The 15,398-nt window shown below is 39.7% G+C and carries 10 protein-coding genes; 1 reads left to right on the top strand and 9 read right to left on the bottom strand.

Features of this window, described 5'->3' with window-relative positions:
- Nucleotides 1–879: 879 nt before the first annotated feature.
- The 6 genes from GTQ38_RS09110 to GTQ38_RS09085 all read right to left on the bottom strand — a co-directional run bounded on the left by GTQ38_RS09110 (nt 880) and on the right by GTQ38_RS09085 (nt 7,139).
- A complete protein-coding gene (locus GTQ38_RS09110) occupies nt 880–1,923 on the bottom strand; it encodes an alpha/beta hydrolase family protein (protein WP_161435183.1) in 1,044 nt (347 codons plus the stop codon).
- 352 nt (nt 1,924–2,275) lie between these two features.
- A complete protein-coding gene (locus tag GTQ38_RS09105; RefSeq protein WP_161435182.1) occupies nt 2,276–2,782 on the bottom strand; it encodes a GNAT family N-acetyltransferase in 507 nt (168 codons plus the stop codon).
- 122 nt (nt 2,783–2,904) lie between these two features.
- Nucleotides 2,905–3,360, bottom strand: a complete 456-nt coding sequence (locus GTQ38_RS09100) for a RidA family protein (RefSeq protein WP_238857862.1) — start codon at nt 3,358–3,360, stop codon at nt 2,905–2,907.
- Between the two features lie 271 nt (nt 3,361–3,631).
- Nucleotides 3,632–4,342: a hypothetical protein gene (locus GTQ38_RS09095; protein WP_161435181.1), complete on the bottom strand. Its 711-nt coding sequence runs from the start codon at nt 4,340–4,342 to the stop codon at nt 3,632–3,634.
- Nucleotides 4,343–4,704: 362 nt separating this feature from the next.
- Nucleotides 4,705–6,216 (bottom strand): S41 family peptidase, encoded by a 1,512-nt coding sequence (locus tag GTQ38_RS09090; RefSeq protein WP_161435180.1) that lies wholly within the window; start codon nt 6,214–6,216, stop codon nt 4,705–4,707.
- A 497-nt stretch (nt 6,217–6,713) separates the two neighbouring features.
- A complete protein-coding gene (locus GTQ38_RS09085) occupies nt 6,714–7,139 on the bottom strand; it encodes a VOC family protein (protein ID WP_161435179.1) in 426 nt (141 codons plus the stop codon).
- 955 nt (nt 7,140–8,094) lie between these two features.
- Between GTQ38_RS09085 and GTQ38_RS09080 the strand changes: the two genes are divergently transcribed.
- Nucleotides 8,095–10,464, top strand: a complete 2,370-nt coding sequence (locus tag GTQ38_RS09080) for an ABC transporter permease (protein WP_161435178.1) — start codon at nt 8,095–8,097, stop codon at nt 10,462–10,464.
- A 324-nt stretch (nt 10,465–10,788) separates the two neighbouring features.
- Here GTQ38_RS09080 and GTQ38_RS09075 read toward each other — a convergent pair whose 3' ends face one another.
- From GTQ38_RS09075 to GTQ38_RS09065, 3 genes are all read right to left on the bottom strand, one after another.
- Nucleotides 10,789–11,634, bottom strand: a complete 846-nt coding sequence (locus GTQ38_RS09075) for an alpha/beta fold hydrolase (RefSeq protein ID WP_161435177.1) — start codon at nt 11,632–11,634, stop codon at nt 10,789–10,791.
- A gap of 392 nt (nt 11,635–12,026) precedes the next feature.
- Nucleotides 12,027–13,685, bottom strand: a complete 1,659-nt coding sequence (locus GTQ38_RS09070) for a carboxypeptidase-like regulatory domain-containing protein (RefSeq protein ID WP_161435176.1) — start codon at nt 13,683–13,685, stop codon at nt 12,027–12,029.
- Between the two features lie 624 nt (nt 13,686–14,309).
- Nucleotides 14,310–14,831 (bottom strand): dihydrofolate reductase family protein, encoded by a 522-nt coding sequence (locus GTQ38_RS09065; protein ID WP_161435175.1) that lies wholly within the window; start codon nt 14,829–14,831, stop codon nt 14,310–14,312.
- Between the last annotated feature and the right edge of the window lie 567 nt (nt 14,832–15,398).

Raw genomic sequence — 15,398 nt, 5'->3', positions numbered from 1 at the left:
TCGTATATCTAATATCGTATATCTAATATCGTATATCTAATATCGTATATCTAATATCGTATATCTAATATCGTATATCTAATATCGTATATCTAATATCGTATATCTAATATCGTATATCTAATATCGTATATCTAATATCGTATATCTAATATCGAACAGCCCATATCGTACATCGTATATCTAATATCGTATATCTAATATCGAACAGCCCATATCGTACATCGTATATCTAATATCGTATATCTAATATCGTATATCTAATATCGAACAGCCCATATCGTACATCGTATATTCGTCTTACGCTTTGCGCCATACGCTGTACGCATACCATCAACTATACCGGGGAGAACTGTTCACCGTTCACTGTTTACTGATTACTGTTTGCTCATCACAGGGGTTCTAAACCCCTCCCCAAATTTAAGTTAGTCATTGTTACTGCAAGTTAAAAGCAGAAAGAGGATATATTACTGTGGAATTGAGGAATTAGAGAATTAGACTATTGGATAGTTGGACGGTTAGACAGTTGGACGGTTAGATTTTTAGACTATTAGACTGTTGGATGGTTGGATTGTTAGACAGATAGAGGGTTAGACGGTTGGACGTTTAGATGGTTAGACTTTAAGCGCTTGGACGATTGGACAGCTAGACTACCGGATTGTTAGTTGGTGCACTGCCCACTGCTTACCGCCAACTTATTTCATCCTCCGAAGCCTTGGCGAAGGAGGACTGTTCACTGTTTACTGTTTACTACCTGAATAGGTCTCGACTCCATCTTCACTAAAGTTACGATGGACACGTGCGCTCGACCAGACAGTATTGCCCACTACCTACCGCCAACTGATTTCATCCTCCGAAGCCTTGGCGAAGGAGGACTGCCTACCACCTACTTCGAAGAAGCCATTCCCCCATGGCCTCCAAATAGCCATCACAGCGTTCATAGGGTAGGTCATTATCCTGAAATTCATAAAAGCCCCCGGTATTGCATTTAAACATATTGTGGTTACAGTCCGGGAAGGACTTGATGCTTAGCTCTGTGTTTTTAGCAAGGGTTCTTTCGTAAAGCGCCTTCGTTTTGGTCCAGTCTACATTCATATCCTTCTCACCAAATAAAGCTAAAACAGGGCACTTTACATTTGATAATATGGTCTCAAAACCTGATATAACCACCGGTACTCCGGTTTTTTCGTCCATTGCGGTTTTCATGAAGGTCGGCTGGAAGTCGTAATAGGATTTTTTTGTGATCTCTCCCCCGGTAAAGCGCAACCAAAATTTAGTTTCCCTCAGATTTTGGGTGGCGTCCAGGAAGGCCCCATAGCTTCCTCCGGAATGGCCTATTTTGTTACCATCCTTCCATTCCTGCACTATAAGATCCACCGAATCTTTGGGAAGTCCGTCAATTCTCAGGTTCTGTTCCAGCAGGTATCCAAAGTTTTCCTTATCATCCACCCCACTAACCGATATCCAAAACTTAATGTCTTTGTATTGGTTGATAACCAGGGGATTTATCCAACCCGCTCTACTACCCCCCCACAAGCCAATAGCTTCAGAACCGGGAATCTGTTTTACCTTCAAGGTATTGATAGCCGCTATGGCTTCCAAAGCGCTGTTTTGTACGGGTTGATTAATATCAAAAGTGCCACCGCTTTTGCCACATCCCATTTTATCCCACATATAGGTGGCATAGCCAGCATTTAATATAGTCTCCCGTACGTCAGCATACCATTCCTGGGCCACGGCATTGGTCCGCCCGGATCCATGAATGATGAGCACGAGTCCTTTGGGTTCCTTAGCTTCAGGCTGATTCAGTATCCCATTGATCACCACACCTTCAAACTCAAAATCAAAGATCTCGCTGTTCAATTGGGCATTGGCTGGAATTAAGCCAACTACCATTATTAGCAGGAAATAGATGCTTCGCATGTTCTTTAAGTAAAAGTTCAAGTAAAAGATTACGTTCAATAGAAGATGTTACAGTCTGGAAATTGAATAAGTGTAAAATTGTGAAGTCGAAGAATTGAGGATTAGATGGTTGGATTTTTAGACGGTTAGATTACTGGATTGTTAGACAATTGGATGCTTAGACGACTGCACGATTTCTTGAATTATTAGCTGAATACCTTTAAGAGCTAATATCGCATATCGTATATCTAATATCGTATATCGCACTTTGGGTTTACGCTAAGCGCCGTATGCAGCCTATCAACTATCAACTGTCAACCATCAACTATTTGGTAATTGGATTGGACGGTTGGATGGTTAGACTGATGGACGATTAACTGGTTGGTTTGTCAGATCTTTGAGCGTTTGGAAGATCTGCCTTATTTAATACATATCTTATGAATTGTTCATTGCCAATTTCTACCTCTTTATCCTTTACAAATCCGAGATGTAACAATCCTTTGATTCGGGTTCTTGTGGGCGGAAATAAAACCTGAATTGAATTCAATCCCAGTTCATTAAAAGCCTTGTCTATGATTTCTTTGTACAAAACCTTGCCTATGCCCCAATAATCCGGATGTAGCACCAAGGCCAGGTCGGCCTCTCCATTATCTGGTTGTATTCCACCCCAACCTGCAAATTGATTATTTATTACAAACGCCCATGGACCATAACCATGTTCTTTCCACATCTGTTCCTTTGAAGTCACAAACTTATCGCAATCCATTTCGTTGAATTCACCTTTCAATAAAGGCATTTGTCTTCGTACTAATGCATTGTTCATCAAATCGATAATACTTGACTTTTCTATTTCGCTTAAGCTCTTAAATTCGATATTCATGTTTTAATTACTACTAACCGTCTCGGTTAAGATTACATCCCGACATTCACCGTCGGGATAAGCTATGCCCAATCTTAGCGATTGGCTTTTGTTTTCTTACTGGTTTTATCATGCTATCATTTTTATTCCTCCGGAACAAATGCAATAGCATCTATTTCTACAAGAAAATCGGGATTTACAAGGCCTGCCACAAAAAGAACCGTGACTATCGGTTGGGTTGAGCTTTGTCCTAAATATTTCTGGGAAACCTCAAAACCCTTCCTGGCATCCTGGCCTTGCAAGATATTAATGTTGAGTTTGACAAGATCTTCAAAGGTAGCGTCGCAAGCCTTTAATGCAATTTCCAGATTCTTCATTACTTGATCAGTCTGTAACGCAAGGTCGTTTTTACCCACAATTTCGCGATTTGCGTTAACCGCGTTTTGTCCGCCAATGTAAATTGTCTTTCCGTTTCCCCGGGTCGTAACAATTTGGGAAAAAGCCGGGCTTTTAAAAAGTCCGTCAGGATTTATATGCTTCTTTTTGTTTTCCATTTTTGTGCCGTGGATGTTCTCAGCTTGCTGATAGCTAGTGGACATGTATTTAACTCCGTATAACCCTCTTATATAGCTTAAAACTAGAGAAATAATGTAGAATTGTGAAACTGAGGAATCGTAAAATTGAGGAATTGGATCGTTAGACGGTTGGACGATTAGATTGTTAGACGTTAAGACGACTGGACGATTTCTTAAGTTATTACTAAACACCTTTAAGAACTGATATCGTATATCCAATATCGTACATCGTATATCCGCAAGACGCTATTCGCTGCACGCTCTATGCCGACCAACAACCAACAACCATCAACCATCAACCATTCTTAAATGTATTAACGTCTACCCCTGTGCTACTTCCAACCAAAAAAACCATTTCATATCTAAAGGAGCCATTGTTGTATAGTGCCCATTTGGGATGTCTTAAATTACCATAGGACTCCATGGGTCCAAAAGTGTATTTATACTGCAAGGTCTCCCAGACTATGGGTTCACCCAAGTAGTTTATGGTGATCCCCCCGCCATACTCCTGCTGATAATAAACAGCGATCTTTTTAGCTCCTCCTACCTCGGTTTTCTCCATTTTGAACTCATAACGTTTGTCCTCCCTGGCGATAGCGGCGATTATTCTATACATATTAAACGGGCCTCTTTTAAGCGCGTTCTCCATAGATTCTACAGAACCCTGGGCAAACTTTCCATTTGTTATGGACCAATAACCAAATTCCGGACTGTATGCCCTTATTCTCTCGAAAACCTCACTTTTCATTTTAACCCATGAACGCGTGGCCGTTAAATCAATGATCTCATCTTCAACATAGGATTCTCTGTTGCTGGGATACCATATATGTTGAAACTTTAAAACCTTAAGTTGTTTCCATAGCTCCTTTCCTCCCATGGAATGCAGAAAATTATCCGTCGCGGTTTTTACCTCATTGGTATCATTACTGTTTTGATCTGTATTCTGTGCTGAAAGATTAATAGTCAGGCCAAGACTCAAAAAAATTATAAGTAAACGTTGTTTCATAATATCGGATTTCAATTGATGAATTATACTAAGATAAAAAAAATGAAATGTTAGCTTGTGTAAATGTGAAATTGAGGAATTGGATCGTTAGACGGTTGGATGATTAGATTGTTAGACGATTGGACAGTTGGATGGTTGGATAGTTGGACAGGTGGCACGGAAAGCATTACCGCGCCAGCGGGGGTACAATTGTGAAACTGAGGAATCGTGAAGCTTTTGAAATCATATATTGTATATCTAATATCGTACATCGTATATCCATCTTATGCTGTACACAGACTATCAACTCTTTGCCCTTCGGAGCCTTGGCGAAGAAGGGATCAACCCAACTATACCGAGGAGAACTGTTCACTGTTTACTGTTTACTGTTTACTGAAAGACGGACTTTTCTCCTTAATTAACTTAACCGCCATCTCCATTTCTAAATCCTTTCCCTTCAGCGCATCCTCAATCGAATATTCGATGTGATAGTCAGGATGGACACCTCTACCTATTGGGTGTTTCTGATACATATAACCCACCTGGATATTAGGAGAAATTCTAACCATAATCTTACTGTTGGGGAGCTCAATTACAATAGAATTGCCGCCTGTTGGTCCCTCAAAGGTTCCGCCGCTCTCCTCACCGATAAAGATGGCGCTGGTAGTTTTTTTAATATCTGCAATGGTAGCCGCGGCACTTGAGAAACTAATACCGTTCATTAAAACATAAAGCTGGCCCTCAAATACATGTTCTTTCGGAGGCTGCAATCGTAAGTTATCACTGTATTCATAATTATTGATCCAAAGGTTATTGCCAAACTTTCTCATGTACTCATCGTCATTATTGAAAAGAAAATCTGCACTATCCCGCTCTATAATTACATGTTTCAATGGCCTGAAGTCCAAATTGCTCAAATAGATATTCTGATATAATTTATAGGGTTTGTCAAACAGATAGGAAATCAACTCCATTTGCTGATGTTCGCTTCCGCCCTCGTTATCCCTTAAATCGATGATAAGGTTTGCTATACCTTTTTGCTTCAGGGTCAAAAACGACTTAGCAAGAAGTGAATCGTAATCCGGATCTATTTTCTCATTGTAAAAAGATCGGGAAATAGTAAGCACCCCATAGTTTTCATCTTCAAACAACTCAAATTTTGGGGATGGCTCATTGAACCAGGATCTTTCATCCAGACCATAACGGCTTTTCAGTATTTTTTTTCGGTCTTCGATTGAGATCCCCTGTACTCTGGTTGATTTTTTCCTATCCCTTTCAATGGGTAAATATTCAATCTCAAAAGAGCTGCTTCGATCTATGTTAAGATGGTAATAGAGATCAAAGCCGTGAAATTTATAGAACAAATATCGCTCAGCCAGTCTTCTTTTCCTGGTCTCGATATAGCCGTCAGTAGCGATGCCTTCCATAATATCCTTCAAAATCCTGGAAGTGGGTATGTTGTTGATAGATATGATTTTAGACCCCTCGGGAATGTGCTCTTTTGCACTGCAGTTTTTCAATATAAAAAGCTCATTGCCAATAACCTTAAAATAAAAGGGCAGCACTTTTTTATTCAACACCTCATTTTCAAGATCACCTTGAGGAATGGTATAAAGATGGCCGCAGTTTACAGAGGCATTTATCTTGCTGACCATACTCAGTAAGTCCAACCCAGAGATCCCGCTATTCAACGAATTGTAAATACTATCGAATCTACTGTCAAAAAAATCCTTGCTGTTATATTGATAAAGTCTGGGATGAACATATTCGAGTGCGGTTCTCAGCGTTTCAATATCTTCCCGGGCCTCCTCCCTGCTCAATTGCACAGGTGTTTGCGCAATCAGAAATTGGCTGGCCAGGACATAGACTAGCCCAACTTGAAGTAGTTTTCTCATAAGTACAATAAAGATGGGGTTGTCGGGGATTTGTTACACAAGGGTGGAGGATTTGAAGAATTGTAAAATTGAGGATTAGACTATTGGATGATTGGATTGTTAGACTGTTGGATGGTAGGATGGTTGGATGGTAGGATGGTTGGAAAGGTGGCACGGAAAACATTTCCGCGCCAGCGGGGATTATTAGACGTTAAGACGACTGGACGATTTCTTGAACTATCAGCTGAATGTCTTTGAGAGCTAATATCGTACATCTAATATCGTATATCGTACTTTGGGTTTACGCTAAGCGCCGTATGCAGCCTATCAACTATCAACTGTCAACCATCAACTATTTGGTAATTGGCTTGGACAGTTGGATGGTAGGATGGTAGGATGGTTGGAAAGGTGGCAAGGAAAACATTTCCGCGCCAGCGGGGATTGTGAAATCGTAAAACTGTAAAATTGAGGAATTGACTGTTCACTGTTTACTGCTAACTGTTTACTGGATTTATCCTTCATTGACTTTCTTCTGCCCAGGGATCGTAGGAACCAAAATTCCAGATATGACCTTCCCTGTCCCTGCAACTATAAGCACGCCCACCATAATCCTCATCCCGGATATCCATGACAATTTCAGCTCCCTCTGCCACGGCATTTTTATAATGAAGGTCAATTTCTTTCACAATAATGTAAGGTGCCTGGGTATTCAATCCATTGAGGTCTTCAGGCGTGCCGAACATTTTACCGTATTCGTCATCTTTGATGGAGCCCAACATGATCATTGAGTTTCCATAGATGAGTTGTGCATGGGCTATGGTGTCGTTCTCGCCTTCCACTACCAGGTGCCTTTCAAATCCGAAAGCCTTGCAAAGCCAGTTGATGGCCCTTTTTGCATTCCTGTATCTCATGGTCGGGATAATAGATGCCTTTTTTTCTTTCATGACGTAATATTTTTGGTTTTGTGACCTGCAAAAACTTTGGTCATAAGGTTCACATTCTGTGTGCTTAGGCCTTGTGCAGATGGCAAGTTTTTGTTCCTCCGCCACCGCCTGGGTTAATCCAGTTCTTTAAAGTTAGAAAGTTTAGTGAAACTGTAAAACTGATGAAGTGAGGAATTGGAAAATTAGACCATTAGATGTTTGGATTTTTAGACGGTTGGACGGTTAGATTGTAAGACGAGTAGCACGGGAGGTATTTCTGCGCCAGCGAGGTATAATTGTGAAATTGAGGAATCGTGAAATTGTAAAATCGTATATCTAATACCTTATATCGTATATCTAACATCGTATATCGTACATGGTCTTTCGCCTTACGCTATGCGCCAGTTATCCACAATAAACTATTAAAGTGTGGCAATTTGAAGAATTGGAAAATTGAGGAATTGGAAATGAAACAATGTAAAAACCCAATAATCCAAAAGTCTAACGATCTAAACGTCTAACTACCAATATTGAGGCATAAGAATTTGGTAATTGGACAATTTGAAGATTTGAAAATTGGTGGAATTGTGAAATCGTAAAACTGTAAAATTGAGGAATTGGAAATGAAGCAATGTGGAAATGGAAGGACGCAAAAACCGATAGTCTAACAGTATAGCAGTCCAAAAGTCTAACTATCCCCTGCGAAGATTTAGCAATAGGAGAAATTGAAGATAGGTAACACAAAGAAGGAAGAGTTCTTGCAAAACCATTACACAATGTACAATTACTGGACATTTTATGTAAAATATCTTTACATGAAATCCTGGTAATTTCTAATACAACGATTATAAAAAAATGATTTTCAAACACTTATAATCCTGGTATGATTTTATATACTGTTTAGCAACTACCAAATATTGATGAGGTCCTTATAAAGAAAGGGTATTACCCTTTTTCTTTGCTTAAAATGAAAATCATGCTAAAAAATCATTTGAAAATCGCCTGGCGGAATATCATAAACAACAAAGTTTTTTCGATTCTCAATATCGTGGGCTTGGTTACTGGTCTATTATGTAGTTTACTCATCTACATGTGGGTAGCCGACGAAGTCTCCATCGACAAATATCACGAGAACAACGATCGCTTGTATGCCGTATTTCAAAAACAGATTTTCGAGGGCAGGATAGACGCAGGATACTTTACACCAGCTGTACTCTACAGGGAGTTAAAAGATAAGATTCCTGAAATAGAAAAGGCCTCCCCCATGAGTTGGAAAGGCGCTAAAACCTTTTCCTATAATGACAGGATCTTTAAACAAGAGGGGTATTTCGTGGGAGAGGATTATTTTGATATGTTCTCGTACAAATTCCTGGAAGGTACTGTGGCATCCGTAATGAACTCCCCTAATAATATCGCTATATCGGAAGAAATGGCGCAGGTATTTTTTGGAAGTGCCGAAAATGCCATTGGCAAATCCATTTCCTATGAGAACCACCGTCCGCTGCTGGTGTCAGCGGTACTTAAGGACGTTAGTCCTACCAATTCCAAAAAAAGTGACTTTTTCCTGCATTGGGATATTTTCCTGGAAGAAAACGGATGGGCACCTGATATCACTAATAGTGGGCCACCAACTTTTATAATGCTAAAAGAGAATTCACAGCAGACAGCCGTAAATGCCAAAATCAAGGATTTTCTGGTACCATACAGAGCAACGGAAGATGATAATTTCACAGTAGAATTGGGGCTACAGCCCTATGGAGATACCTATTTACACAACAATTTTGAGAACGGTATTATTTCAGGAGGCCGTATCGAGAATGTACGAATCTTTGGCTTCATAGCGTTTTTCGTTCTGTTGATCGCGTGTATCAACTTCATGAATCTGTCTTCCGCAGGTTCATTACAAAGGTCCAGAGAAGTAGGCGTACGGAAAGCCCTGGGGGCCAAAAAAGGAGGTTTAATCTCCCAATTCTTAGTAGAGGCAATATTACTTTCTTTCATCAGTACTTTTTTTTCGCTTATTCTGATTGAACTGGTACTTCCTGTATTCAATGAGTTTGCAGAAAAAGAATTAAGTCTCTGGGACCTATCGGCCTTCTCCTGGATCTGCATCCTGGCAGTTTCCTTGTTTACGGGTATCGTTTCAGGCAGTTACCCGGCATTTGTATTATCGTCCTTCAAGGCCATCGATATTTTCAAGAAAAATAGGAACACCAATGCAAATTCGCGATGGGTAAGACAAGGCCTTGTGGTCTTTCAATTTGCCTTGACCATAATCCTGATTTCAGGAATGTTGGTTACCTCCCGCCAAATCGATTACATACAGAATGAGAACCTCGGTTTTGATCGTCACAACGTCTTTGTTTTTGCATATCAGGGAGATTCCACACGCAGCTTTTCAAGCCTGAAGGAAAGAGCATTACAATTGTCTGGAGTTTTGTCCATGTCTATTACCAATCAAGGCCCCATGCAGTTTTCCAACGGATTTGACGATATACAATGGACAGGTAAACCAGACAATGACCCGACCATCTTCATGAGTATGGATGTAGGACCGGATTTTGCGGAGACCTGGGGTACGGAAATGATCATGGGTACCGATTTTTCAGATAAGCGTATTGCAGACAATTCAGGCTATATCATTAATGAGACCGCTTTGAAAATTATGGGTCTTGAAAACCCGATAGGTAAACCCCTGACCATGTGGGGCAACAAAGGTACTATCATTGGCGTGATGAAAGATTATCCTATAAATACGGTAAAATCTACCATTCCACCTTTGGTTATCCGCAATGGGGAATATATGAACAGCGGAGCAGTTCTGGCAAGGATCAGTCCTGATAACGTACTACAAACAGTAGAGGCCCTGGAAAAGCTGTATACCGAAATACTTCCTGAAATTCCATTCCAGTATGTATTTTCCGATGCCTGGTACAATGATATGTATAAAAGCGAGACCGTATTTTTTAAGCTTTCTCAATACTTTTCACTGATGGCTATTTTTATTTCATGTATAGGTCTATTCGGCCTTGTCATTTTCTCAGCCCAACAAAGGGTAAAGGAAATCGGAATACGAAAAGTGTTAGGAGCTTCCGTTGGCAAGATCACAACACTTTTAGTAAAAGATTTTCTAAAATTAGTGGTTCTGGGTATTGTTTTAGGCTTTCCTGTTGCATGGTACTTCATGAACAAATGGTTAACCAGCTATGAATATCGGATAGACATGCCCTGGTGGGTCTTCGGATTAGCAGGATTTCTGGTAATGGCGATAGCGATCTTAACAGTTAGTTTCAAATCCGTAAGAGCGGCTATGACCAACCCAGTGGAAAGTTTGCGAACGGAATAGAACACGGGCTAATGTGAAAATGTGGAAAATTCGACGGTTGGATTGTTAGACGCTAAGACGACTTAAAGATTTGAGGAATTGTGAAATTGAGGAATTGGAAATGAAGCAATGTGTAAATGAAACAATGCAAAAATCCGATAGTCTGGCAGTCCAAAGATCTAACTATCCAATGCGAAAATGTAGCAATGGGAGAATTTTTGGAATTGTAAAACTGAGGAAGCGTGAAACTGTGAAATTGGACTGTTGGATTGTTAGATGGTTGGACGGTTAGATAGTTAGACCTTGGCACGGAAAACATTTCCGCGCCAGTAGAATACCGGCGTTTCATTTCTCAATAAACCTGATGGTTTTTGCTATGGATTCCGTTGCATCAGCTCCAATCCATAACAGGTGTCCCCATTCATTATCAAGAATTTCAAGCTCTGAATTTTCAATCAATTCGTGCAAATGTTTGGCATGGGATAAAGGTACAGAACTGTCATTTGTACTATGGATTATAAGTGTGGGACATTTAACTTTTGCGATAACACTTTCAGACAGGTCCTGATCAATATCATTCAAAAAGCCCTGTCCGGAGTTGAAGTATTTAAAGCTTGAAATCAATTCATTGATATCTTCCTTTTTTAATTTGTGAACGGGGTACCTGGAAAATTGGGGATAAAAACTCCTGGCCATGACTTTGGGAAATATTCTTGAAAAGAACCGTACCATTCCCCAGTTCAATTTTTCAATTCTTGGGTTAAATATTAGTTGTGCCGTTTTATAGATTTTTCCATCTTCATCCAGCCACTTTTTGGAAACTGCACAAGCCAGAATTAATTTAAAAACCTTGTCTGGGTAATGGGCCGCCAGTGCGACCGCCGTTGGCCCACCAGCAGAAATACCGTAAACAATTACTTGTTCTATGGATAAAGCATCCAATAATGCTGCAATTAAAGAAGCAGATCTTTCTGGAGTTTGGTTACTCTTCAAGGGAGTTTTTCCATACCCAGGACGGGAAGGGGTGATCAATCGGAACTTGGTCTGGTCGAAACCTTTATGGCTAAGCTTTTCCCTGCAGTTTGAATGTCCTCCGTGTACAAAGACTATGGGAATACCTGTCCCAACAGAGGAGTATTCTATAGTGCCAAGACTTGTATCTATTACTTTGCAGTTCAATTGCTTTTGCACTACCGTATAATTGAGTAAATAAATTCAATCATTCTTCATAGTCTAAAGCATAAAAATAAACAATCAACCTTGTTAGTAATCTTTTATGGACAGAGTTCCTGCGCTAGCACCATTCATAGTCCGGTGGGTCAATTTGAAAAAGGGGAAGTTTGAAGATTTGAAGAATCGAGGAATTGGAAATGACTCAATGTGTAAATGAAACAATGCAAAAATCCGATAGTCTGGCACTCCAAAGATCTTACTATCCAGTGCGAAAATGTCGCAATGGGAGAATTTGTGGAATTGTAAAACTGAGGAAGCGTGAAACTGTGAAATTGAGGAATCGGATAGTTAGATGGTTGGACGGTTAGATAGTAAGACCTTAGCGTGGAAAACATTTCCGCTCCAGCGCGTTACTGTTTACTGTAAACAGTATACTGGATTCGTCCACTGAACTGCCCTTTGTTTTCAGCATTTTTAAGCGGAGTATTCATCCAATAATGGTCAAAATTATCCGGTTTAATAATGGGTTGGTCCTGGAAAATTGGCCTTCGCTTATCCATAAATGGACCATCCGGCGGAGCATCTATTTTCGTTTTTATTTCTTGTACAAAATATTCCCGAAACTGATCGTAATCCCTGGAAGTCCATTCGTTAATTAGATTGCCGTACACATCGTGAATATTGTGAACTTCTGAGCTAAAAAACAAGGGGTCCAAAGGGCCTTTAAGGCCCCTCGCCCGAATAGTTCTAAACATATCGGCCGCCTTGTGAGGGTACATCCTGGGAACCATTACAACAGTTCTTCTGCTTATGTCGGTGGTATCAAGATAAATTCGTTTGAAACTTAATTCTTCACCTTTGTATTTCAGGGTATAATTACCCGCGTTCAAAGCCTCCTGTACGTTGGGCGGTCGACTAAAAGACATCACAAAACGTCCTAAGTGGGTTTCTATATTCGTAGAGTCCAATACAAACTTTGGGGGATCCCAGATTTGAAAGGTGTTATGAAAAGAAATGTAATTGAGGTACATCTTGTCATTTTCAGGGCGATATTCCTTGATAATCTCAAAAATCGGTTGGTCTTTTGTTCTATGCTTGTTCAAATTACCATCCGGTAATTCTTTTTTAAGATCATACACTGTATACTCCATCTTGTAGACGGCGAAATTTATTTTTGAAATATACATGGTGCCTTGCGCACTATAGTCTGGAAGTTGTTTGGCAAAGGCAATGGTATAAATAGGTTCGTTATCCAGATACGTATCAGGCCCTTTCCTGAACTTATGTTCAGACAGCAGATCATATTTAAGGCGATGTACGAAAGAGTAAGAACCAACTTCATAATTGCGCAAAGCGTCATGAACCCTTAAAATGGTAAATTCATTACCGCCATGGGACGCTAAAAAAGCCTTATCGATAACCTTCCGACCTTCTTCGAATTCATAGTTGTACGAGCTCGAAGCCAAAGTATCCCGCTTAAAATCAGTATTCTCCAGATAGTCGAAGATCTTAACTTTGGTTGTAGTGGAATCCATGGCATCAAAGCCTTCATCAAACACTTCCAATATAGCCTCGTTGAGATTCACATATTGCATACTGTCCAATTGGTAATCGCGATAATAGCCAACGGTGGAAAAAGGTTCTACCGGGTAATTCTCAGGTATAGACCGTATGGCCTTGCGTACGATTTGCCTGGCTGTATACTTCTTTTGCTTTCCGGCAATTACTACGGCTTCGTTCAATTCTAAAATCGCCGGAAGCAGTCTTATCGTATTCAGGTAGTCGACCGAAAAATTTTGGATTGGGATCTCTTGTGTCTGATATCCCATAGAGGATATCTCAATAATATCCCCGTACTCTTTATACTTAAAAGGAATTTTAAAACTTCCATCGAGATTCGAAATTACGCCTAAAGCGCGATCCTTTATTCGAATACTGGCAAAGGCTATAGGCTCCTGTGTTTCGGAGTCCTTGATCTTTCCTATGAAATAGTCAGGTTGTTGGGATAGAACGGAAGTTGATACCAGAAATAGTACAACAAAAAACAACTGAGTCGGCATTTTTCGCATGATTAAACAGTATATAGTTCTATGTATTTTTCTGTCAAAAGCTACCCAGAAGCCATGGGTCAAAGAATGATCGATATCATATACCCATTATCTATAAAGTTAAGCAATTATTTGTTGTGTTTTCGGAAAAGGCTTACACTGTCGCTGGAACTGATCTGGTGCGCAATTAATTGATGTCAAACACAGCTCCGTGAAACTGTGAAACTGAGGAATTGGAGAGTTAGACTATTGGATTGTTAGATAATTAGACGATTTGAAGATGTGGCAATTTGAAAATTGGTAGAATTGTGAAATTGAGGAATCGTGAAACTGAGGAATTGGAGGGTTAGATGGTTAGACGGTTGGATTGTTAGACGATTTCTTGAATTGTTACTGAATCCATTTAAGGCCGATATCGTACATCTAATATTGTATATCGTATATCCGTTGTGCGCTATACGCTTTACGCCGTACGCCGTACGCCGTACGCTGACTCTAAACAAATGTAAAACTGAGGAATCGTGAAACTGTGAAATTGAGGAATTGGATCGTTAGACGATTAGATTGCTAGACGTTTAGACTATTAGAGGTATTGACGGTTGTGCGGAAAACATTTCCTATAGCAGGCTTGCAAAACTTTTAAAATTAAAGATTTGATGTTGTGTATGTTAAAGAGACAAGTCCGGTAGAGTATGTTTTCGTGTCAACAAGGCTAAGCGATTTTCTTTTAATGTTTTTGAACAGTGGTTTGCCTCCGCCAAGTAAAATGGGATGAACTGCTAATGAAACCTCATCGATTAAGTCTAAGTTCATTAATGAAGTAGTTAATCCTGCACCACCAAATAACCAAATATCTTTACCCTCTTCCTTCTTAATTTTTGAGACTTCAGTTTTTATATCTTCTTTAATCAGTATCGCTCCTTCCTTTACCTTATCAAGTGTAGTAGAAAAAATGTATTCTTTGAATTTCGGAAAACCACTACCGCCTTTGTTGCTCATTTCTAATGTCATCTGGTAAGTTTTTCTACCAATAAATACTGTGTCCACTCGTTTAAAGAAGTCCGAAAGACCGTAATCCTGGTCAGTAAAGCACCAATCATACTCCCCATTAGGACCTTCAATAAATCCATCTAAACTAACGGCAAGCCCCAAAATTATTTTTCTCATAACAAGCTGTTTTTAAATGTCGTACAAGCGAGATATGCGATTATTGATCATATCCGTTATACAAGTAATACTAATTTAACTTTTTTAATTGGCATTTATATTTAGGCATTACGGCCATTTATGCGACCATCACATAAAGTGATTTATATTTTATTTGAGTATTCCATTCTTGGTCCACTCCCCTATCACTATTATTAGTTAGGCAGTTAATCAGGTTGCTTATGATTGAAGATGGGTAAAACTGAAAAATTGAGGAATCGATGAATTGAAAATGAAGCAATGAGGCAATGAAGCAATGTGAAAATGTAGTAATTTGAAAATTTGAAGATTGGAATAGTTGTAAAATTGAGGAATCGTGAAACTGTGAAAAAAGACTGTTGGATTGTTAGACGATTAGATGTATTTGGTAAACTGTTTACTCCCGATAGCTATCGGGACTGTTTATTTCATGAATAGGTCTCGACTCCATCTTCACTAAAGTTACGATGGACACGTACGCTCGACCTGACAGTACTGCCCATTGCCTACCGCCAACTGATATCATCCTCCGAAGCTATAGCGAAGGAG

Origin of the sequence: Poritiphilus flavus, from assembly GCF_009901585.1 — a bacterium.
Taxonomy (GTDB): Bacteria; Bacteroidota; Bacteroidia; order Flavobacteriales; family Flavobacteriaceae; genus Poritiphilus; species Poritiphilus flavus.
Note: the sequence above shows the minus strand (reverse complement) of the source record. Positions and strands in the feature narration are given on the sequence as shown.

What these genes read in the sequence shown, in the direction of transcription:
- GTQ38_RS09080 (WP_161435178.1), top strand. Translation starts at nt 8,095, where the DNA reads ATGCTAAAAAATCATTTGAAAATCGCCTGGCGGAATATCATAAACAAC.
- GTQ38_RS09085 (WP_161435179.1), bottom strand. Translation starts at nt 7,139, where the DNA reads ATGAAAGAAAAAAAGGCATCTATTATCCCGACCATGAGATACAGGAAT.
- GTQ38_RS09070 (WP_161435176.1), bottom strand. Translation starts at nt 13,685, where the DNA reads ATGCGAAAAATGCCGACTCAGTTGTTTTTTGTTGTACTATTTCTGGTA.
- GTQ38_RS09095 (WP_161435181.1), bottom strand. Translation starts at nt 4,342, where the DNA reads ATGAAACAACGTTTACTTATAATTTTTTTGAGTCTTGGCCTGACTATT.
- GTQ38_RS09110 (WP_161435183.1), bottom strand. Translation starts at nt 1,923, where the DNA reads ATGCGAAGCATCTATTTCCTGCTAATAATGGTAGTTGGCTTAATTCCA.
- GTQ38_RS09100 (WP_238857862.1), bottom strand. Translation starts at nt 3,360, where the DNA reads ATGTCCACTAGCTATCAGCAAGCTGAGAACATCCACGGCACAAAAATG.
- GTQ38_RS09065 (WP_161435175.1), bottom strand. Translation starts at nt 14,831, where the DNA reads ATGAGAAAAATAATTTTGGGGCTTGCCGTTAGTTTAGATGGATTTATT.
- GTQ38_RS09090 (WP_161435180.1), bottom strand. Translation starts at nt 6,216, where the DNA reads ATGAGAAAACTACTTCAAGTTGGGCTAGTCTATGTCCTGGCCAGCCAA.
- GTQ38_RS09105 (WP_161435182.1), bottom strand. Translation starts at nt 2,782, where the DNA reads ATGAATATCGAATTTAAGAGCTTAAGCGAAATAGAAAAGTCAAGTATT.